Raw genomic sequence first — 23026 nt, forward strand, 5'->3', positions numbered from 1 at the left:
GGTGGTGAGCGTTGAGTGGGGTACGTGGGAAGTGAACGCGGTGCTGGCATGCCTCCGGCATGCGGCCTTGAGGGGCGTGTGGTGGGCGTCTTACCAGGGGGCATTCGCCCCCTGGCTACCTTCTGTGATCCTTTCAGGATCAGGCGCAGCGTAGGCGTGTTAGTCCAATTGGTGTCTTCTACCAGCCTGGATCGATGTGGGCTTTGCACATGCAGGCAGAGCGTTTCATAGTGGGGGATGAATTTGAATCTTGCGGGACAGTCGGTGGCGGTGTTTGGGGCTGCGCGTGGCATTGGCCGGGCGATTGCGGATGGGTTTGTGGCGGAGGGGTGCGTGGTGCGCGGGTTTGACCGGGAGAAGACGGCGGATTTTGTGACTGCGGGGGATGTGACGGATTATGAGGCGGTGAAGGGATTTGCGGCGGGGTTTGAGGGTGTGGACCACGTGGTTTTCTGCGTGGGGATCGGCTCCGGGAAGTTTGGGTTTCCGTTTTGGAATCTGGAGCCGGGAGACTGGGCGCGGGTGCTGGAGGTGAACCTGATCGGGGCGGTGAATGTGGCGCATGCGTTTGCGCCGAGGCTGATCGAGCGTGGGGGAGGATCGATGCTGTTTCTGGTTTCTGTGGCGGGGCAGATGGGATCGCAGACGGATCCGCCGTACAGTGCGTCGAAGGCGGGGCTGATCAATTTCACGCAGTGTGCGGCGAAGGATCTGGGACCGCATAACGTGCGCGTGAATGCGCTGGCGCCGGGGATGGTGAAGACGGAGCTGAACCAGAGCATCTGGGCAGCGGGGCAGAAGAAGCTGCCGGAGGAGAAGCGGCAGAGCTTTGATGCGTGGGCTGCGGAGAAGATCCAGAAGGTGTCCCACCTGGGGCGCTGGCAGATGCCGGAGGAGTATGCGGCGATGGCGACGTTTTTAGCTTCGGATCATGCGAAGAATATTACGGGGCAGACGATCAATATTGATGGGGGGCAGGTGATGCATTCTTGATGGGGGGAGGCAAGGGACGCTCGTTTTTTGCCGCAGAGGAGCGGAGAGGCAGAGGGGGCAGAGTTTTTTGGCTCCCTAGCGTTGGGGACGTGATAGCGGAGCGCCGCACAGGGGATTGCCTTCGGCGCGCTTCGCGAGGTGCGGACCACTATGCTGGCGCTCGTGTGGAGCACTGGAAGGTCATGAACGGTCTCATTTCTCCAGAGCTTTTTGGTGATAAGCGCTTGGGGTGAGGCGGAGCGTTCCTTGTTCCACAGGAACAAGGCTACTTTGCTTCGTCGTGACGATCGTGTGCGTGTTTTTGGAAGGCTTTGAACCCAAGTCCAAACATGTAAGACCACGAGCGAACTTGGAAGTTCGCTTTACTCGTAGAGGCGGAAGAGGCCGCTGTGGTCGAGGTCGCCGAGGTGTTTTTCGTGGACGAATTTTTCCCACTGGGCGAGGGAGTTTTTCAGGGTGGGGGAGTCGAGGCCGACGGAGTCGGCGAGCTGGGACATGAGGCGGACGTCTTTGAGCTGGAGGGTGGCGCGGCCGCCGGGGGCGAAGTCGCGGCGGACCATGCGGTCGCCATGGAGATCGAGGATGCGGCTTTCGGCGAAGCCGCCGAGGAGAGCTTTGCGGACGAGGGCGGGATCGACGCCGGAGAGCTCGGCGAGGCGGAGGGCCTGGGCGACGGCGTCGATGGTCTGGGCGACGATGAGCTGATTGGCGAGTTTTGTCACCTGGCCGCTGCCGACGGGGCCGAGGTGGGTGATGTTTTTGCCGACGGCCTGGAAGATGGGAAGGGCGCGCTGGAAATTTTCCGCACTGCCGCCGGCCATGATGGTGAGGGTGGCGGCCTCGGCGCCGACCTGGCCGCCGGAGACGGGGGAGTCCACCCAGTTCACGCGCTCGGCAAATTTTTTGGTTTCGGGGACGCCGGTGGTGCCGAAGTCGATGATGAGGGCGTCTGGGTGCAGGCCCTCGATGAGGCCGCCGGGGCCGAAGACGACCTGCTCGACGACGTCGGTCGAGGTGAGATTGATGCAGATGATGCCGGGGCCGATCTCGCGGGCGAGCTCTGGGAGGGTGGCGGCGCGGCGCATGCCGAGGGCGACGGCGGCCTCTGCGGGCGGGGCGCTGCGGTTCCAGACGACGACGTCGGCTCCGGCTTCATGGAGGTGGCGTGCATTGGCGCGGCCCATGTTGCCGAGTCCGACGAATCCGATCTTGTGTCCTGTGAGAGGCTTGCTCATGTCGGGGGCGAACTCACATCAGGCCGGGCCTGATGGCAAACTCCTTCCCTACTCAACCATGAAAATCATCATCACCGGCGGCGGCGGCTTCCTTGGCTCACAGCTTGCGCAGAAACTCCTGGAACGCGGCACGTGGTGCGGGCAGGCGATCACGGAGATGGTGTTGCTGGATGCGTTTTTCCGCAGTGAGCCGACGGATGCGCGGGTGAAGCATGTGAAGGGCGACATCGGCGACCGTGCGACGGTGCTGGCGGCGACGGGGGCGAAGTTTGACGTGATCTTTCACCTGGCCTCGATGGTGAGCGGAGAGTGCGAGGAGCGCTTTGATGATGCGATGCGGGTGAACCTGGAGGGCGGGAGGAATGTGTTTGAGGCGGCGCGTGCGGCGGAAGGAAGGCCGAGGGTGGTGTTTGCGAGCAGTGTGGCGGTGTATGGGGGGCTGGACATGTCTCAGATGATGTCTGACCTGACGAAGCAACTGCCGCAGACGACCTATGGGATGACGAAGGCGATGTGCGAGATGATGGTGAACGACCACACGCGCAAAGGCCACTTTGACGGACGCAGTGTGAGGCTGCCGACGGTGATCGTGCGGCCGGGCAAGCCGAATGCGGCGGCATCGAGCTGGGCGAGCGGGATGTTTCGCGAACCGCTGAACGGTGAGGCGTGCATGCTGCCGATCCGGAGGGACCAGCCGCACCCGATGACGGGGTACCGGACGGTGATTGAGTCGTTCATCTTTTTGAGCGAGGTGCCGGAGGAGAAGCTGGGCAAGGACCGCGCGTATGTGCTGCCTGCGCACCGGGTGACGCCGAACATCGCGGAGAAGGTGATCCAGGAAGTGGCGGCGGAAAAAGGGATCAAGCTGGGGCCGATCGTGGATGCCTTTGATGCGCGGATTCAGGGGATCGTGGACAACTGGCCGCAGCAGGTGGATGGCGCGAGGGCGGAGGCGATCGGGCTGCCGAAACCGCCGGCGCTTAAGGAGATCGTAGAACAATATGTGATGGACTTTGGAATGAAGTAGGCTTTGCCGGGACCCCGGATTGGGGTAGCCTCGCGGCATGAGTGCGATACGACCTTTCCCGAATGCGCCGCAAATAAGGTTCAATCCCAGGCTCATCCTCATCGGCCTCGGGGCGTTGTTTCTGCTGGGCGGCGTTTTCTCCGGTGTGTATCAGGTGCCGGCGGAGTCCGTGGCGGTGGTGCAGCGCTTTGGAGGATATTTGAAAACGGAAAATCCGGGGCTGCATTTCAAGCTGCCATGGGGGATCGACCGTGTGACTCTGGTGGAGATCCTGCGGCAGCAGAAGCTGGAGTTTGGCTTTGGCACTCAGGGTGCGACCAATCCCTATCAATATGCGGAGTACGAGGACCGGGAGGGTGAGAAGACGATGGTGACGGGGGACCTGAACACGGCGCTGGTGGAGTGGGTGGTGCAGTACCATGTCAGCGATCCGGTGGCGTATGTGTTCAACTTCCGCGAGCCGCTGCCGACGCTGCGGGATCTCTCCCAGGCGGTGATGCGCGAGGTGGTGGGAGACCGCACAGTGGACGAGGTGCTGACGATCGGGAGGCAGGAGATGGAGGCAAAATGTGCGGACCGCCTGCGCGAGCTGGTGGCGGCGCTGAACATGGGCGTGCACATTGACCAGATCCAGCTCGGGAACATCAACCCGCCCGCGGATGTGCAGGCGAGCTTCAGCGATGTGAACCGCGCGAAGCAGGAGAAGGAGTCCGCCATCAACACGGCGAGCGGGAACTACAATCAGATCATTCCCAAGGCGCGCGGTGAAGCGGAGCAGAAGATCAAGGGTGCGGAAGGCTATGCGGCCAAGCGTGTGAACGAGGCCGAGGGTGATGCGGCGCGATTCCAAGCAGTGCTGACCGAATACTTGAAGGCGCCGGAGGTGACGAAGAAGCGCCTGTATCTGGAGACAATGGGAGAGGTGCTGTCCCAGGTGCCGGGCAAGGTGATCCTGGATGACAAGGCCTCGTCTTTCCTGCCGCTGATGAATCTGCGCCAAACAACCCCTGCCCCTGCCACACGATGAAAGCCTCCCTTTTACTGATTGTTGTCCTGGCGCTGGCGGTCGTGCTGAGCTCCGGTTTCTACACCGTCAGCGAGACGGAGCAGGTGGTGATCACGCAGTTTGGCATGCCCGTGGGCGAGCCGGTCAAGAAGGCCGGGCTGCACTGGAAGACGCCTTTTATCCAAACGGTGAACCGGCTGGACAAGCGGGTGCTGGAGTGGGACGGCCCTTCGGCGAACATGACGACGAAGGACAAGGTGATCGTGGTGGTGGATGTGTTTGGGCGGTGGGAGATCAGCGATCCGCTGGTGTTTTTCCGGCAGCTGACGGACGAGCGGCGTGCGCTTTCACGGCTGGATGACATCCTGGCGAGCGAGACGCGGATCGTGATCGCGAAGCATGATTTCATCGAGGCGGTGCGGACGACGAAGGACCGCAAGGCGGTGCGTGATGTGTCGAACACGAGCAGCGGGAGCGGGAGTGTGCCCTCCACGGCGGATTTGCGCATCGGCGTGCTGCCGCCGATCACCCATGGCCGGGTGGAGCTGGAGGCGGAGGTGCTGAAGAATGCCATCCCGAAGATCGAAGGCTATGGCATCAAGCTGCTGGATGTGCGCTTCAAGCGGATCGACTACGATCCTTCGGTGAGCCAGTCGATCCACCAGCGCATGATTTCAGAGCGTCAGCAGATCGCCAAGCTGCACCGTGCGGAAGGCGAGGGCGAGGCGGCGAAGATCAATGGTGAGCGGGAGCGCGACCTGGCGACCATCGAGTCTGAAGCGTACCGCAAAGTGCAGGAGCTGGAGGGCGCGGCGGATGCGAAGGCGACGGAGATCTACGCCAAGGCGTACAACCAGACGCCGGAAGCGTCGCAGCTTTTTGAGTTTCTCAAAACGATGGAGACGTACAAGACGCTGATCACCGCGGACACGACGATGATTTTCACGACGGAGAGCGAGCTGTTTCGCTTTTTGAAGGCGAGCAATCCGCAGGCGTCGAAAGCGGCCGCGGGAGCCGCGGCAAATGAGTTTACGCCGCTGCAGAAGCTGCCCACCCTGCTGGATGTGGGCCGTTAGATCCGCTTCTTGTTCTTTACCGGCGGCGGCGGCGCATCACGAACCCGCAGAGCCCCAGCATGAGGAACAGCATCCTGGAAGGCTCGGGCACCACGACGATGACGCCGTAGGTGGTGAAGGCGCTGGTGTCCCAGGCGAGGCCCGCGCCGAGCTGGATGGCGGAGAGGTCCAGATCCGTGAGGCTGAAGCTGCCGGAACCGGCCAGCGAATCCGTCACGCCCACCGTGCTCCAGTCGAGCAGCTTGAAGATGCTGCCATAGCTCACGGAGGAGCTGTTATCGACCAGCTTGATGGTGCCGCCCGCGGTGGTTCCCAGATTGAAGGTGCCGTTGGTCAGCTTGATGCTGTCGTAGTTGCCGGACTGCGCCCAGATGCTGGTGTAGGCCGTGCCGGTGGCGCCGCCGTTGGCATTCAAATAAGCGAGGGCGTCCGTCGATGATCCAGTGAAGGCGGCGTCGTTCTGCGTGCTGGAGGTCAGGCCCAGTTGAATCTGGCCGCCGTTCTGCACATCCACCGCCGTGTTGACTGCGGTAAAGGTGAGAGTCTGGTTGCTGCCGTCCGTGGCGCCCACGCCCGGGGCGAGAATGGCGCCGCTGCTGACCACCGTGCTGCCGGCGATGCTGCCCGAGCCGGAGAGGGTGGCGCCTGTGCTGACGGTGACGCTGCCGGCTCCAGCCAGGGCGCCGCTGGTGCCATCTCCCACCTGCAGGGTGCCGGCGGCCACGGTGGTGGCTCCGGAGTAGGTGCTGGTGCCTGTCAGCGCAAGGGTGTTGGTGCCGAGCTTTTCAAGACCGACATGGTTGGCGCCGCCGTTGGTGTCGGCAATGGCGCTGCCATAGGTGAAGGTGCCGCCGCTGGCATTGGTGGTGTCCAGACCGATGGAGGAGCCGTCTTTGAAGCCGCCGGTGGCGGTGCCGAGCGTCCTGATGGCGTCCACATCGGTGGCGGTGAACTCACCCGTGCCGCCCACATTGAAGGCGGCGGTCGCGGCGGCATTGACCACGATGTTGGTGTCAGTCCACCTGGAGGTGTTGTTGTTGTAGAGCGCGGTCTCCTTGACGAACTGGAGCGTGCCGGCGGTGACGGTGGTGGCGCCGGTGTAGCTGTTCACACCATCCATGTAGAGGGTGCCGGCACCGGTCTTTGCGAAGGCGCCCCCGCCATTGAGTTCAGCGAGATTTTTCAAGGTGCCGGACTGGGCGCTGAAGGTGATGGCGTTGGTGGAGGCGCCGATGGTCTTGCCGGTCATGTCCAGCGTACCGCCGTCCAGGGTGACGGTGGCGCTGCGAGTTCCCGCGCCTGTGCCGCCCACAATATTTCCCTGAACCGTCAGAGAGCCGCCGGTGACGCTGATGGTGGCGTTTGCGGTGCCGGCACTCGCGCTGGCCATGGTCACGGCGGTGGAGCCGGTGGTGGCCAGAGTGACACTGCCGCCGGAAACATTGAGGGCGGTGTTGGTGGAACCGGTGGCGTTGGTGTTGCTGCTGCCCATGATGAGCGCCTGGCCGCTGCCGGCGCCGATGGTGACGGTGCCACCAGACACATTGATGGTGGCGCTGACCACAGCGGTGTTGGTGTTGCTGCCGAGGGTGGCGGCCGTACCTGTGCCGGAACCGATGGTGACGGTGCCGCCGCCCAGATTCATGACATTGGTGCTGTTGCCCGCGGCGGTCTTGGAGCCCATGGTGAGATTGCCCGCGGCCAGAGTTCCCGTGTCGAAGGCAAACAGATCCTCCATCGGCCCGGTTCTCGCAACGAGAGTACCAATAGACATGGCGCCGAAGAGCAGGTCCGCATTGTGACCGGTGACATCGAAGGTGTTGCGATTACCGGCAGGCAGCGCGGCCGCGGTGGCCCCGGCGCCGGCACCCATGTTGAAAACGGCGGCGCTCACGCCATCGGCGGCGCGAACGATGAGGGTGCCATTGGAATCTTGGAAGGTGACGGAACCGAGATCCCGAGTTCCAGTGCCAATGTTGAAGGTATTAACGTTCAAAACGGTGGCACCCGTGCCCAGCAGGAGCTGGTTGATCTGGCCCGCAGTGCCGTTGTACTGGCTGCTGTCCCCCACGGACAGGGTGGCGGCGGTGATGGTGGTGTCCGCAGCCAGTTTGAGCACGGAGTAGATGCCGTTGCTGTTTGCGCCGGAGTTGTTGTTGACGCGAAAGATGCCGTCCGTGGTGTTGAGGCTCACCTGCATGGTGGCAAGACCGCTGAAGTCCGCGACGGCGATGTTTCCATTGCCCGCGGTGCTGCCGGTGTAACCACCGACCCGGAAGGTGCCGCCAGAGGCCAGATTGGTCACCACAAAGGAGCCCCCGCCGCTGACACTGAGAAGCGTGTTGGTCACGGCGTTGACGGAGGTTCCGATGACCACGTTGCCATTGATGGTGAGGGTCTCTCCCGCACCAATGAGGATCTGATTGGTCTCCGCGGATGTGTTCGTCTGCACCGTCATGGCTCCACCGAAGGTGGCGCTGGCGGTGGAGAGATCCAGCGTGCCCGCCGTGGTGATGGTGTTGGCGCTGCCAAAGTTCAAGGCTCCCGCAAGGGTCTGGTCCACGGTGAAGCGCAGGATGCCGTCGTTGATGCTGGTGGCGCCAGAGTAAGAACTGGCGGCGGTCAGCACCCACGTGTTTGTGTCTGACTTGATCAGAGACAGCACGCCAAGGCCGTACTCGTTGATGGCGCCCAGGCCGTTGGCAAGAAGAGAATCCGACAGGCCTTTCAGGGTGAGAGTCTTGCTCCCCGCTGTTTCCATATGCACACCGCCCAGCACCAGCGCGCCGGCCCCCGAAGAGTCCAGCGTGACACCGCCCGTGGTGCCCTGCATGCCGATGGTGCGATCGCTGCTGCTGCCGTTGCCTGTATAGACGAGCGTGGTGGCGGCGGTGCCGAGGCCCATGTGGATGACGCCGTCCTGCGCATTGGTCACACTGCCCAGCGCGCTGGCGCCGCCGCCGACATTGGTGATGGTGTTGAAGCTGAGCGTGCCCGCCTGCACTTCGACGGGGCCGCTGAAGGTGTTCAATCCCGACAGGGTGAGAATGTTCGTCTGTGTCTTCAGCAGTCCGACGGCGCCGTCCAGAACGGCGTCCACGCCAATGTCGCCTGTGTTGCCAAAAGAGAAACCGGTGCTGGCGGTGATGGTGCCGGAACCCAGGATGGTGGGAGCAGCGCCCGTGGTGCTGACCAGCCCCGCGGTGATGTGGTAGGTGACGAGGTCCAGGGTGGCTCCGGCACCGATGACGAGATCTCCGCCCGCGCCGGTGGCATTGTCCGCCCCGATGATAAGACTACCGCCGGTGATGGTGGTGGTGCCGGTGTAGGTGGCGGCGGCGTTCAGCGTCAGAGTGCCCAGGCCGGCCTTCGTGAGCCCGCCATCTCCCGAGCCCACACTGCCGGCCAGCGTGAGATTGATGCCGTTTGTGTCGATGGTGCCGCCCCCGTTCAGGAACGTGATGGTGCGGGTGGAAAGGTCATCCCCCGCATAAGAGGCCGAGAGGCGCAGCGTGCCGCCGGCGAAAACGAGGACGCCGGTGCTGCCGCCGATGTTGTCGAGATCCGAGATTTCCAAAGTGCCTTCGTTGATCGTGGTCTTGCTGCTGCCGCCGCCCGCGGTGTTGGTTCCGGTGAGGACCAGGGCGCCGCGGCCGGACTTGGTGATGTCCGCGGCGGAAGTCAGAGCGGACGAAATCGTGGCGGTGAGGGTGGCCGTGGTCGCCAGCGAGGAGGGATTGACCACAAAGAAAACATACTCATTGGTGGAGCCCACGCTGATCCCGCCGTCAAAGCCGCCCAGAGTGATGCTGTAGGGAGTGCTGGCCGTGGCGCCGGTATTGAGAGTGAAGAGGAAGGCGCCGCTGGTGTTGATGAGCGTCTGCCCGGCACCGCCGCCGGTGAAGCTGACGTCAGCCACGGTGGCGTTGTTATCGATGACCAGCGAGTTGATCGTCTTCCCGGTGAGACCGGTGAGATCCGCCGAGAGCGACTCGCGGACGTTTTCCTTGGTGCCGGCGGCGCTGTAGGTGTTGTACTCCGTGGTCAGGTTCAGGGCGCGGAATCCCTGGCCGGAGACATAGGTGGCAAAGGAGTTGCCCATGTTCAAGTCCGTGAGTCCTGCGGTGGTGTCTTCCGCAATGGCCCAGGGGACGATGCTGATGTTCTTGGTGCCCAGCGTGGTGCTGCCACCGCCAATCATGGCGGCGATAAAGGCGGTCTGGTTCGCTGACGTGCCGATACGCAACTGCGCGCGCTGCCCGGAAGTGGCGGACATGTTCGTGCCGCGCACATCGAGCGTGGCGCCGTTCTGCCGGACGATGTTGTCCGCAATGATGGCCGTGGCGGCGCTGGCCACGGTGGCTTCCAGGCGCGCATAGTTCGCGCCGGACATCGCGGTGATGACACCGACAGTCTCGTTCTGCGAGGAGCCCTGGTCACGACGGATGGCGAGGCCGCTGACTTTGGTTTCCCCAGACCAGGAACCGTTGGCGGAGTTCAAGGTGATGGAGGCCGTGTCCAGGATGCGCGTGCCCACCGTGGTGGTGCCGTTGTTGTCGATCATGAAGCTTGACCCGCTGTTGAGGGTGAAGCTGGAGGCATTGGAGGAGCCGATGCCTGAGAAGTACAGCAGCCCCATGTTGACCGTCACGCTGCCGGTGAAGCCGGTGCTGGCGTTGGTGAAAAGCATGTTGCCGGCACCCGTCTTGATCAGGCTGCCACTGCCTGTGAGCAGGCCTGCATAGGTCGTACTGCCTGTGGCGTTGATGGTGAGGGCAAAGGCGCCGATGTCCACCACGGCGAGCTGGTCGATCCCGGCGCTGGCGCTGCCGCCGGCGAGACGGCCGATGGTTTCATTGCCGAGGAGCTGCAGCATGGAGGCCGTGTCATCAGCGAGAGTGACGATGGAGGTGTCCCCGATGGCATTTCCGCCGCTGACCTGGAGGACGCCGGCCTGGATCTCCGTTTCATCGGTGTAGGTATTGCTGCCGCTGAGCAGGAGCGTGCCGCTGCCGGCCTTCGTCACGGAATGACCGACGCGAATGCTGGAGGCCACCGTGAGCGCCTGGCTCGTGCTGTCCTGGATGAAGATCAGCTCGTTGGTGCCGGAGGTCAGCACTCCGCCCGTGATCGTGGACGGACCCGAGGTGACGTTGGAGGTCATCAGGACGCCGCCGCTGGCGATGCCGAGCACACCGTTGCCGGCGATGTTCAAAGTGGAGCCGCCGGCGGCATCGAAACGCAGGGTGCTGATGTAGACCCCTGAGACGGCGCCGGTAAAGCCCGCGCCGCTGTCAGTGATCTGATCACCGCTGATCCAGGTGCTGACATCGTTTTTGGCGGTGGTGGCGACGGCGATGATGCTGCCCAGGCCTGTGCCGGCGCTGTTGGTGGCAAACCAGGTGCCCGTGGCATCCGTGACGGTGGCCCAGCCGCCCAGCACACCTGTGGTGCCCAGATTGCCGGTGGTGGTGGTGACCGCACCGGAGGCCGGCAGATTCACCCGCAGCGTGCCATCCTGCGAACCGGCGGCACGGGTGATGGCGCCGAGGTTCAGGGTGACGGAATGCCCGGCGCCGCTGTTCAGGGTGATGATGCTGGAGCCGCCGTTGCCGAGCGTGGTGCTGGCCACGGTCTGGGTCGTGTCGGCGGCGGCGCTGCCATTGAGAACAAGCAGCACACCGCGCAGATCAAGCGCGACCACGGTGCTGATCTTGCTGTTGTTGTCCGAGGTGAAGTCGAGCACCAAGGTGCCGGAGTCGAGGCGCGTGGCGGCGACGGTGCCGGTGAGCCCGCTGTTGTCGCCAGAGAGGGTGACGGTGCCGAGCCCCTGCTTCAGGATGGTGGCCACGCCCGCCAGACTGGCGCTGACGGACCCGTTGAAGAGGCGGAAGCCCGCGCCGTAGTCCGTGGCGGCGTAAGTGCTGGTGATGATACCAGAACCGAGCACGTAGCCGGTGCGGCCGGAGACGAGACTGCCGACATCAAGTCGTGGCGTGGTGATGTTGAAGGTGTTGGTGTTGAAGGTGGCGGCGTTGCCGGTGACATCTCCGAGGATGATGAAATCGAGGCCGCCGCTGTTGGCGGCGCCGTTCACGTCGCTGGCATTCAGATTGATGACGCCGCCATCGCGGACATAGAAGCCGTTGCTGGTGCTGGTGTTGTAAGTCAGCATGCCGGTGGTGTCCAGATTCATCACTGCCGTGCCGGTGGAGGTGGCGGTGACGATGATGTCATCGGCCAGCGTGCTCGTCGTGGTGCTCAGGTGCCAGGTGCCGGAGTTGACAAGGATGTCGGCGGCCGTGCCCGTCTGTGTGATGCCTCCGGTGATGAAGCCCTCCCCGGTGCCGGTGAGCGTGGTGCTGTTGCCCGCGGTCGAGATGGCGCCCGTATAGGTGATGGTGGCGCCACCAACGCCGCTGGCGGAAAGAGTGCCCGCGCCCGTCAGAGTGACCGACCGGTCCGTGGACTGACTGACGCTGCCGATGAACTGCAGGGTGCCCGAACCCACACTGATGGCCGACCCCATGCCGAGATTGCTGGCGACGGCGCCGGTGGCGTTGGAGACGGTGCTGAACTGGAGGGTGCCGGCCGTCACAGTCACATCGCCCGTGAAGGTGTTGGCTCCGGAGAGCTCCAGCACGCCGGAGCCTGCCTTGGCCAGGGTGGCGTCAGCACTGCTGTTGCTCAGCACGCCGGAAAGCACCGCCTTGTCCGTGGTGACGTCGGTGTTGTCATTGACGGTGACGGTGCGCGTGAGGGCGGAGGCGGTGTTGTTGAGGTCGATGTTGTGCGTGAAGGTCACCACATCGTTCGCGGTGGTGGAGCCAAAGAGCAGCGTCCCCGCGCCGGTCACAAAGTATGGCGTGCTGTCCCAGACCAGCGGGTCCGGCGCGCCCGCCAGGGTGACGGTCAAGGTGCCGCCATTGGCGGCAAAGCCACCGCTGGCCCCGGCGACCCACTGCACCTGGCCGCCGCCAGTGCCGAGAGAACGGGTGAAGGTGCCGTTGCCTTCATAGACACCGTTGTTGAGCAGGAGATTGCCGCTGCCGAGGTCTCCCGTGACCGCACCGGCCTGGATGGTGATGGGGCCGGTCAGTTGATTGATGCCTGCGATGTGAAGGGTGCCCGAACCTGTTTTGATGAGTCCGCCGCCACCATCATTCATCAGGGTGATGTTGGCGCCGATGATCATGTCGGGCTCGGCATTGGAGCTGTCGCCAATGTTGAAGGTGCGGGCCACGCCGCCGAAGTCCAGGATGGCTCCCGGGCCGGCACCGTCGATGGTGGCCACCAGCGTGTTGTTGGTGGAGCTGTAAGTGACCGTACCGGTCAGCGTGAGCGTTTTGCCCGCGCCGATGAGCAGATTGGAGGTCGAGCCCGCGGCGCCGCCGCCCATGGTGAGATTTCCCACGCCCTGGTCAAAGGCCGGATTGAGCTGCACGGTGCCGGCATTGACGGTGAGGGCCAGGCCGGAAAGCTGGCTGGCACCGGAGAAGACGATGGAGCCGGCGTTGTTGTTCATGGTGGTGGTGCCGGTGTAGGTGTTGTCCCCCGTGAGGGTCAGCACGCCGGAGCCGCTGTAGGTCAGGCCGCCCGTTGCGGTGCCGTTGGTGATCTCGCTGCTGATGAGGACATTGCCGGTGCCATTGATGGTGGTGGTGCGCGCCGAGGTGCCGCTGCCGACCAGATAGAACATGCCGCCGGAAAATGTGGTGAGGCTGGAGTTGTTCACCGTGAGCGTGCGGGAGGCGCCGCCGTCCACCTGCACATCTCCGGTGAAGGTGATGTTGCCGTTCAGCGTGCTGTTCGCGGTCACGGAAAGACCCGCCAGCGAGGCGGTGTAGATGTTGGAGTCCAGCGTGCCCCCCGCCAGCGTGACGTTCATGGTGGAAGGCAGGACATCTGCGACGCCATACATCAGGGTGCCGCCGCTGATGGTGGTGGAACCGGTGTAGCCGACTGCCGCGTTCAAGGTGAGGACCCCGGCGCCCGCCTTGGTAAAGCCGCCGGTGCTGCCGGCGCCGAAGGCATTGTCGAACGTGAGGTTGTTGCCGTTGGTGTCCAGGGTGCCGCCACCAGGAAGCAGGGTGATGGTGCGTGTGGAAATATCGTCACCGGAGTAGCCGGACGCATCCAGACGCAGTGTACCGCCGGCAAAGATGAGGGCGCCCGTGCTGCCGCCGATGTTGTTCAGGGCGGAGATTTGCAGCACACCTTCATTGAGGGTGACGTCGCCCAGGCCTGTGTTTGTGGCGGTAAGAATCAGAGTGCCCACGCCGGATTTTGTCAGCTTGGCGGTCAGGGTGCTCAGCGCGGAGCTCACCGTGGCCGTGCCGCTCACCACGTGAAAGACGTATTCATTGGTGACGGGGCCGACCGCAATGCCGGTGAAGCCGTCGAGGGTGGAGGTGCCGGTGCCGCTGAAGAGGAAGCCGCCGCTGTCCACGTTCAGCGTGCCCGTGCCGTTCAGATCCACCGCGCCGGTTCCCATGGAGACGAGGAGAGAACGGACGGTCGTTCCGACAGCGCCGCTCGTGCTGGTGTTGACCAGAACGTTTTCCGTACTGCCCGCCGCCGCCCAGGTGGTGGCATCGGTGACGATGGCGTACTCGGTGGCGAGGTTCAGCGGCCGCCAGGCGCCATTCGCGGTGCCCGCGGTGGTCACAAAGCTGTCCGCCACGCCCGGACCCCCTGCCGACGGACCGATGGCCCAGGGTACGACCGGCAAGCTGGTGCCGGTGCCAGTGCCAAAGCCAGGCGTGATGGTGGTCACCTGGAACTGCGCGCGCGGATTTCCCGTGGCCTGGATGCCGACGCCGCGCAGCACCAGGGTGGCCTGGTTGCTGCGTGTGATGGAGCCGGCCTGCAGGATGACGTTCTGACTCGTGTTGCCGGAGGTGGTGGTGGCGTCCACGCGCAAGGAATTGGCGCCGGAGTTCAGATTCACCGTACCGATGACTTCGGTCACGGCGATGTTCTGGTCATTGCGGTAATAGAGCCCGTCCGCGGCGCTGCTGGTGCTGTCCAAGTTGATCACCACATCGTCACCGATGCGCCCGCCGGTGATGCCGGTGCCCGTGGTCACACTGTTGTGGTCGATGAGAAAGCTGGCGCCGGTGCCGATATTGATGGTGGTGCCCGCGACGACGCTTTGCACGAATGAGTTGGCTCCATTGACATCGACGGTGAGGCGTCCTGCCACGATGTTGATCACACCGCCAGCGCCCAGATTGATCAGGCCGTCGGTGATGGCCAGCGTGCCCGTGCCCATCTTGTTGAAGGTGGCGGTGCCGGAGGCGGCGCTGATGCTTCCGTAGAAAGTACCCGAGCCCGCCTGGTTGACGGTCAGCGTCTTGCCCGCGGCGATCTGGATGCCCATGTTGAGGAAATTGCCAGAGTCGCCACCGGAGAGCGTGCCGAAGGTTTCAGAGTCCACCACATCCAGCAGCGTGCCGACCGTGGCCTCCATGATCACTGATGCACGGTCTCCAATGGCTCCACCGCCCAGCAGCCGCAACGTGCCGCCGGAAATGCGCACGGTGCCGGTGCTGGTGTTGTTTGACTGGTTGAGGATCATGAGGCCTGCGCCCGCCTTGGTCAGGGCCAGGGAGGCGGCCATGCGCGAGGTCAGGGTGAAGGCGCCTGCGCCCTCCTGCGTCACGATGAGCTCATTGAGCGTGCCCGCGGTGATGCGCCCGCCGCTGATCGTGGGATTTCCAGCAGCCACGTTGCTGGTGATCAGGATGCCGCCGCTGGCGATGTCCAAAATAGTGCCGGCACCCACGAGAACCGAGGAGGCTCCGGAAGCCGCGTCAAAGCGGAGGCTGTTGATGCTGAGGCTGGACGCCAGCGTGCCTGAAAAACCGGAGCTGTCCGTGATGTCCGCACCCGCAGTCCAGGTGGTGACATCATCCATCACGGTGCTGGCGAAGCCGGCGATCTCACCGCCGCTGATGGTGGCAAACTGGATGGCGCCGCTAGCGAGCTGATACGTGGCCCAGCCGCCGAGCAGGGTGCCCGCCGTGTTTGTGGCGCTTGTGGTGAGGTGAGCGCTGGTGGTGGAGGGATTGAAACGCAGCGTGGCGCCCGCGTTGCGGGTGAGGGTGCCGACCGCCAGCGTGGCGTCCATGCCGGCCGTGTTGATCTTCACCACCGCCGGAGCCGGATCCGAGGTGGTGCCCAGGATGAGGTTGCCCGCATTGACCGTCACCGCCGCAGCGGCATTGCCTTCGATCTGCAGCGTGCCGCCATTCATGGTGAGGCCGCCATCGCTGATCTTGTCCCCTGTGCTGGTGCCGTAGTCCAGCACCAGGATGCCCGCGCCAATGGTGGTGATGCCCGCGCCCGCGACGGTGTTGTTTCCGGACAAGGTCACCGTGTTGGAGGAAGATTTTGTGGTGGTGATGCCGGTGCCGAAGGTGATGTTTCCAGAAATGGTACCGTTGATGAGCGCGAGGCTGCTGCCCGCGTTCAGCGTCACCGAGCCGGAGAAGGTGCCGGTGGTGGAGTTGATGCCGCCCGCGTCATTGCTGATGACATTGCCCAGAGTCGTGGTGCCGGTGGTGATCACATCCGCGGAGACGATGCCGCTGCGCAGGTTGAGCGTTGTGGTGGAAAAAGAACCGCCGCCCACGCTGTCCACCATGCTGCCGGAAAACACCGGCACGGTGCCCTGATTGGCGGGATTGGCGCCGATGATGATGTCCGCGGAGGCGGAGCCCGTGGTGCCGGCGATGTCGAAGACGCCGCCATCGGCTGTTTCCGAGGAGATGTTCAAATCATCCATCGCGGTGGTCAGAGCACCGTTCACACCGAGCTTCACCGTGGCCGCGCGGATGAGAAGGTCATCGCCGCTGAACGAGTTGGCCACATTGAGAATGAGCACGCCGCCATTGACCTGCAGGTTGTCCACGATCACCTGCGCGGCATTGATGGTCCAGGTGCCGGTGCCGTTTTTGTTGAGGTCGGCCGCGGTGCCGGTGGTGGTCGCGACTCCATTGAGGAAGCCGATGCCGCTGCCTTCCAGATTCAAGGAATTGCCGCCGGCGGTCATGGCGCCGGCAAAGGTGATGGAGGCGCCGCCCGTGCCCGAGGCATCAAGGATTCCGGTGCCCGTGAAGGTCATGGCACGATCGGTGGTCTGATCCGTGCTGCCGATGAACTGCAGCCTGCCGCCGCCGAGGGTGATGCCATCGGTCCCCTGCCCGAGATTGCTGGGGCCGCCGCCGTTGCCGCTGATGGTGCTGAACTGCAGAGTTCCCGAACTGAGGGTGACGGCACCCGTGAAGGTGCTGGCGCCGCCGAGCTTCAGGATGCCGTTGCCGGTTTTGGTGATGCTGCCATTGCTCAGCACTCCCGGAAGCTCGGCCCAGTCCGTGGTGGCGGTGGTGTTGTCCACCACGGAGATGGTGCGGTTGGCGCCGTTGAGATCGATGTCATGGGTGAAGGTGGTCACGCCATCCGCCATGGTGGAGCCGAAGATGAGCGAGCCGCCCGAAGGGATGAAGCTCGGCGTGCCGCCCCACACCAGCGGAGAAGGAGCGCCGGCAAAGGTGACGGTGAGATCTCCGCCCACCGCCGCGAAGCCGCCGCCACCGGAGAGAAACTGCACCTGGTTGCTGCCGGTGCCCAGCGCCCGCGTGAAGGTGCCCGCGCCCTGATACACGCCGCCATTGAGGGCCAGGTTGTTGCTAAGCGCATCCAGCCCGATGATGGCGCCCCCGTTGATCTGGTAGGTGCCGGTAAAGCCGTTGCTGGCGATGCCGCTGATGTCCAGAATGCCGGCGCCGGCTTTGGTGAACGTGCCGCTGCCGGTGAGATTGGCAATCGTCCAGACCATGTCCGCGTTCTGCGCGATATTGTCCGAAACCGTCACCGTAATGCCCGCAGCGCCCAGATCCAGCGTGCCGGCGCCGGTGATGGTGGACTGCAGCGTGGTGGTGCCGGAATAAGTGACGGCCGTGACGGACAGCGTGAGGCCCGAGGCCACATTGATGGTCGCGTTGGTGCCGGCGACGTTGCCCATGGTCAGGGTGCCGACGGACTGATCGACGCTCTCAATGGACAAATTGCCCGCGTTGACGGTCAGATTGCCCGTGCCCAGTTTGCCGGCGCCAGTCAGTCGCAGCGTGCCGTTGTTGTTGTTTACGGTGGTGCTGCCGGCGGTGGAATCGACGCCGCTGAATGTCAGCGTGCCGCTGCCTGAGTAGCTGAGGCTCACGTTGAAGGCCTTGGTGGTGGAGATGTTGCCATTGAGGACGGTGTCGCCGGTGCCATTGATGGCCAGGGAGACGCTGCCGGTGAGTGAATTGAACAGCATGTCCCCGTTGAGAGTGAGGGTCGTGCCCGCGGCCATTCCATTGGTGATGGTGTGGCCGGTGGTGGTGTTGTTATAAGTCCAGTCGCCGTTCATCGTGAGGCCGTAGTCACCCATGAAGACGGAGGTGCCGCCCGAGGTGGTGGAGGTGATCAGCACGGCGTTGGCCAGCGTACGGGCGGCGCCGTAGGCGAAGAGCGTGCCGTTGCGCAGCACCATCGTGCTGGTGCCAAAGGCGGTGTCGCTGCCGGCGCCCAGCGCTCCCGCGGTGAGCGTGGTGGTGCCGGTGTAGGAGTTGCTGCCGCTGAGAATCCAGGTGGCCGCATCGTCAACAACGATGCCAAGAGTGCCGCCGTTGTCGGCGAGCGCGCTGGTGATCATGTTGCCCTGGGAGTTGGCGCCGCGCAGATAGAGGTTCTTGTTTCCCGCGGCCATGTCATTGAGCACATTGGTCAAAATGAGAGCGCCGGAGCCGTCGGCGAGAATTTGTGTGCTGCCGGTGGTGGTGTTCAGGCGGATCATGCGGTCGCTGATTTCACCGGTGCCGACATACTGAAGGACGCCCGCGCCGGTGCTTCCATTGCCGAGGGTCACGGCGCCGGCCGCCGTGTTGCCATTGGTGGAGTCCCCCACGCTGCTGTTTCCCGGGGCGAGGCTGCTGCCCAGCGAGGTCACCACGAGCTGGCCGGCCGTCACCGCCGTGTTGCCGGTGTAGCTGTTGCTGCCAAAGAGCTGCAGAAGGCCCGCGCCCGACTTGATGATGCCGCCATTCCCTGAAATGTCACCGGTGATGGTGGCGAAGTCGGTGAAGGTGGTGGTGTTGTCGTTCACGATGATGGTGCGGTTCGCGCCATTGAGATCGATGGCATTGCGAAACTCGACTTCGCCGAGCGCGGTGGCGGAGTTCAGCACGAGCGACGCGGTCGCATTCATGAATCCTCCGCTGCCCCAGCCCAGGGCGGTGGGGGTGGCCAGACCACCGATGGCAACGACCAGCTTGTCCCTGGACGCCGCGAACCCGCTGCCGCCCGTGGTGATGGTGCTGTTCCACGAAACCGTGTTGGTTCCAGCGGAGGCCGGAAGCACCAGATTCCGTGTGAAATCTCCCGTGGATTGAAACACGCTGACAGTGCTGGTGGTGCCACCCAGGATGAGGCCGCTGAGACTCGACAGGCTGGTGCCGTCCTGGGCCACAAGGATGCCGTCCGTGATCGTGGTGGTGCCGGAGTAGGTGTTGCTGGTGTTGCCCAGAATCCACTCACCCACGCCAGTCTTGTTCAGCTTGGTGGCCAGCGAGCCGTTGTCGATGATCTGCAGGTTGATCTGATTGTCCGCGGTGGAGGCACCGCCTAGCGTGAGGGTCTGGACCACGGTGGCTCCCGGGCCGAAGGCGATGGCGCCGGTGTTGTTGAAGATCAGCGCGGAGTTGTTGCTGGAGGCGTTGGCAATCTGCCCGCCGCTGCCTGCCGCGGATCCGTTGAGGGTGAAGAGGCGGTTGATGCTGACAGACGTGAGGCCCGTGTAATTGAGGCCGCCGGTGGTGCCTGCAAAGACAAGGCTCGCGGCATTGGTGGTGTCATCGGTGCTGTTCCCGCGGCCGATGCTGCTGGCTTCGCCGATGTCCGCCAGGAAGGAAGCGGACATCAGGCCGGTGGTGCCGCCGATGGTGGTGACACCGGTGTAAGTGTTCAGGCCGCTGAAGGTTCCGGAGCTTGTCGTTCCGCCTTTCGTCACATTCACCACGCCTGCGCCATCCTGAATGATGCCGGAAAACGTGGAGGTCCCGGTGGTGTTTCCCCACGTGAAGGTGGCGGCGGTGGTGCTGGTGTTTGTGATGGTGCCCGCGCCATTGAAGGTATTGACCGCCGCCCCGGTGGACACGCCGTTCAGATCCAGTGTGGCGCCCTGCCGCAGATCGAGCCCCTGGCTGTTGCCGCTCAGCCGGCCGGAGCCGGAAAGCTGCACGGTGCCTTCATTGATGGTGGTGATGCCGGTCTGCGCATTGGCACCGGCAATGACGAGCGTGCCCTGGCCGTTTTTGGTCAGCCCGCCCGTCGTCGAAGACGCGAGGCTGACGGTGGAATCCAGCGTGAGCACATCCGTTGGGCCATCCACGCGGATGACGATCGCGCCAGCGCCGCCTGTGGTGATGGCACGCGCGCTCGCGGAGTCGCTCTGAATGGTGGCGGAGCCGCCGGTTTGAAGAATGCCGCCGTCATTCGCCGCGCCGCCTGTGTTCACCGTCAAAGTGCCGCTGAGCTGGAGCACCTGCGAACCTGAGATCTTGAGCGAGGTGATGCTGACGGCTCCATTGGTGAAACTGCCGGTGATTTCGTTGTTGTTGCCGGCTGTCAGGGCGGTGGCGGACGTCACGAAGCCGGCGTCCGTGCCATATACGGGGGCCACCAGCAGACCGCCGGCGGAGCGGGCGAAGTTGGACCCATCGATGTAAAGGTGGCCGTTCCCCGGCAGGGTGGTGGCGGTGGTGGTGGCCAGGCTGGTGATGGTGACCGTGCCGCCAGCACCACCGATGGTGCTGAAGTTGACGCCGGAGCCCTTCCCCACGGTGCCCAGGGAGGAGAAGATGAGGCTGGCACTGGCGCCATTGCCGCCGGATGTCAGGCGCACGGTGTTCATGCCGGCCGTGGGTGTCAGTATGCCGAGCGTCTCCGTGGTGGCCTGGCCCAGCACACCCACAAACTCCAGCGTGCCGCCGGCCGCCTGATTGGCGCTGTAGCTGTCCACGTTGAAGATGACCGAATTGGTGTCCTGAACGATGTTGGAGGCGGCATTGGTGGCCTGCAGTTTCAGAAGGCCGTTCGCAATGGTCAGCGGGCCGGACCAGGTGCCGCCCATGGAGGAGGTGGATGTGGTGGGAATGGCATTCACCGTGTAGGTGCCGGCCGGAGCGGAGCCGGTGGTGACACCCGCGCCAATGCTTATGTGCGTGCTGTCAATGATGCCGGTGATCTGGACCGTCAGCGAGGAGGGCAGTGAAATGGTCTGCCCCACCACCAGCCCCGCCGTGGTGCCGCTGGACAGGGTGAGGATGGTCGTGGACGTGGTGCCGGGCGCGGCGATGTTCACACTGGCGGCAGACCCTCTGGCGGGAGAGGCAGGCTCCTGCAGCACCCAGGTGCCAGAGCCCACTTTCATCAGCCCGGTGATGTTGGTGCTGGTGTTGTCCAGCAGCATGGCGCTGAAGGTGTTGTCTCCCGTGAAGCTGCCGCCGAGAAAGAGAGTCTTGATGCCCGCTCCGCCGGCGCCCACGGTTCCCGCGATGGTCAGCGCGCCCGTGCCGTCTGCGAGAATGGCGCCGCCGCCCGTGGTGCCCCCCAGGCTGAACGGCTTGGACAGCGTGTCCGCGGCGCCGGTATATTCAAAGGTGCCCGCAGCGGTGGTGGCGCCCAGGATGATGCTGCCGGTGGCGGAATTCTTGTTGATGCCTCCGAGGTCCACGACTGAGAGCGTGCCGGCCGTGATGGAGGTGTTGCCGCCGTAGGTGGACGCCCCGCCGGTGATGGTCAGGGTGCCGGTGCCGCTTTTGACGATGTTGTGACCGTAAGTCGCGGCCGTGGCGATGATGCTGCCATCGATGACGGTGTTGCCGTTGCCGTTGATCGTGAAGGTGCGCGACCCGCTGTTGTTCGCTTCGCTCCAGAAATCTCCAGTGAAGGTCAGCGTGCCATTGAGGTTGTTGGTGAAAATGGTGTTGCCATCTCCGGTGATCACAGGCGTGGCTCCAAGTGAAAGGCTGAAGCCGTTGCGCCCGTTGAAGTTGAGCGTTTCACCATCGTCATAGGTGACGGTTCCCAAGGTCGTGGTGCCATTGAGGGCCGAGCTGCCGATGGCGTGATCCACAAAGATGATGGGAGAGCCGCCGGCACGGTTGTAAACGTTCTTGCCGATGGCGCCGTTGTCCATGCGCAGCTCGAGGACGGCGCTGTCTCCCGCGAGGTCCAGCGTGGACAGGATGCCGGTGCCCGCATTGCTTCCGAAAGCCGCCACGGATTCAAACCGCATGGAACCCGAGTAAAGGCGGAAGGTGCCCGAATAGCCCGCCGCGGAGGAAGGATCGACGATCAATGTGCCGCCGCCTGATTTTTGAATGCTGCCAGTGCCGGACAAAACGCCGGTGATCTCATAGCTGCCGGAGCCTGGCACACTGGCCAGGCTGCTCCCGGCGCCGACGGTGAGAAAGATGGTGCCGGTGGTGCCCGCGAGATTCACGTCCGTCAGCGTCAGCCTGCCGCCGGCGGAGCTGATGCCGGTGGTCAGTGTGCCGGAGCCATTGCTCAAGGTGCCGCTCAGCGTGTTGTCCCCCACGCTGAGCAACGCCGCTCCAACCGCAGGTATGGGGCCCAGCCCTTGCAGCGAGACATCGCGCGCCAGCGTCACCCCGCTGCCATATCCCCCTGCGAGCATGAGCGCACCGCCGCCAACACCACGCGTGGCGGAACCCGTGACCACGATGGCGGATGAATCCGCACCAAGAGCTCCATTGCTGGTGACTGAAAGAATGCCGTTGCTGACGGTGGTGGTGCCTGTGTAACTGTTGGTGGCATTGGTCAGCTCGAGCGTGCCTCCGCCCGCCATGGTAAAACCTGCCGCGCCCAGGATCTGGCTGTTGATCGTCGCTGTCTCCGCCAGTCTCACGCTGAAGGTGGGCGCGCCGCCAGCCAGTGTGAGATTGCCGCCGTCGAGCAGGTAGCCGCTGCGAAGGAAGGAGAGATCACTCGCGGTGATGCCAGAATCCAGCGTCACGATGTTCAGCACGGGCAGCAATGTCGCGGGCGCGGAGAAGACGACGCCGTCCGCGCCGGTGTTCGGCCAGGTGCCAAGGGAAGTTCCATCCCACCAGTTGGAGGTCAGCAAATCCCATGTGCCAGTGCCGCCGAGACCGGTGCCATCGGTGCTGTCGCCAGCGGCGAGGGTGTCAACATCCCAGTAAAGAGTGGCAGCACCTGCGGGCTGCGGTGCCACTCCAAAATGACAGATCATCACGGCACAGGCCATGGCTTTGCAAAAGACGGGTGCGCTGAGCAGCGGTTGAGGGACCTTCATGCGGGGGTGGCGGACAGTTGGGGGTGGACGAGATCTGAAACGGGCGCCGTACGCCGCAAAAACTGATCGGTGCGCGGGCATGGCTCCGCCTAGTTTGAAGGGACCCCGAATAGGGAAACAAGACTGAACGATTGCTTAGCCCCACGCTCCGCCCACAGCTTATGCCATTGAGGATTAAAGCTTTAACACAACATAAGCCTGGACTTTAAAAGCGGAATTAATCCCTGCACAAATCCATGCTGCTTCGATCAGGCTGGCACATCACTTCACCTATAAGTGCATCCCTTGTAATGATTAATTCGAATT

6 protein-coding genes are annotated in these 23026 nt (G+C 63.9%); 4 read left to right on the plus strand and 2 right to left on the minus strand.

Features of this window, described 5'->3' with window-relative positions:
- The first annotated feature begins 237 nt into the window (after positions 1 to 237).
- Complete coding sequence (locus ACILSQ_RS00400) at positions 238 to 993, plus strand: SDR family NAD(P)-dependent oxidoreductase (protein ID WP_395741583.1); 756 nt, start codon at positions 238 to 240, stop codon at positions 991 to 993.
- A gap of 362 nt (positions 994 to 1355) precedes the next feature.
- Here the strand turns inward: ACILSQ_RS00400 and ACILSQ_RS00405 are convergent, their stop codons facing one another.
- The gene (locus ACILSQ_RS00405; RefSeq protein ID WP_395741584.1) at positions 1356 to 2228 is read right to left on the minus strand and encodes an NAD(P)-dependent oxidoreductase; all 873 of its coding nucleotides are present in this window, start codon (positions 2226 to 2228) and stop codon (positions 1356 to 1358) included.
- Between the two features lie 58 nt (positions 2229 to 2286).
- Between ACILSQ_RS00405 and ACILSQ_RS00410 the strand changes: the two genes are divergently transcribed.
- From ACILSQ_RS00410 to hflC, 3 genes are read left to right on the plus strand one after another with little or no spacing between them, the layout of a single operon-like run.
- Positions 2287 to 3255: an NAD-dependent epimerase/dehydratase family protein gene (locus tag ACILSQ_RS00410; protein ID WP_395741585.1), complete on the plus strand. Its 969-nt coding sequence runs from the start codon at positions 2287 to 2289 to the stop codon at positions 3253 to 3255.
- A 37-nt stretch (positions 3256 to 3292) separates the two neighbouring features.
- Positions 3293 to 4282 (plus strand): FtsH protease activity modulator HflK, encoded by a 990-nt coding sequence (gene hflK / locus ACILSQ_RS00415; protein ID WP_395741586.1) that lies wholly within the window; start codon positions 3293 to 3295, stop codon positions 4280 to 4282.
- Positions 4279 to 5337, plus strand: a complete 1059-nt coding sequence (gene hflC, locus ACILSQ_RS00420) for a protease modulator HflC (RefSeq protein WP_395741587.1) — start codon at positions 4279 to 4281, stop codon at positions 5335 to 5337. The genes hflK and hflC overlap by 4 nt, the downstream gene beginning before the upstream one ends.
- 16 nt (positions 5338 to 5353) lie before the next feature.
- Here the strand turns inward: hflC and ACILSQ_RS00425 are convergent, their stop codons facing one another.
- Positions 5354 to 22720 carry an autotransporter-associated beta strand repeat-containing protein gene (locus ACILSQ_RS00425; protein WP_395741588.1) on the minus strand — a complete coding sequence of 5789 codons (17367 nt, stop codon included), beginning with the start codon at positions 22718 to 22720 and terminating at the stop codon, positions 5354 to 5356.
- Between the last annotated feature and the right edge of the window lie 306 nt (positions 22721 to 23026).

This window comes from Prosthecobacter sp. (assembly GCF_044227185.1).
Taxonomy (GTDB): domain Bacteria; phylum Verrucomicrobiota; class Verrucomicrobiia; order Verrucomicrobiales; family Verrucomicrobiaceae; genus Prosthecobacter.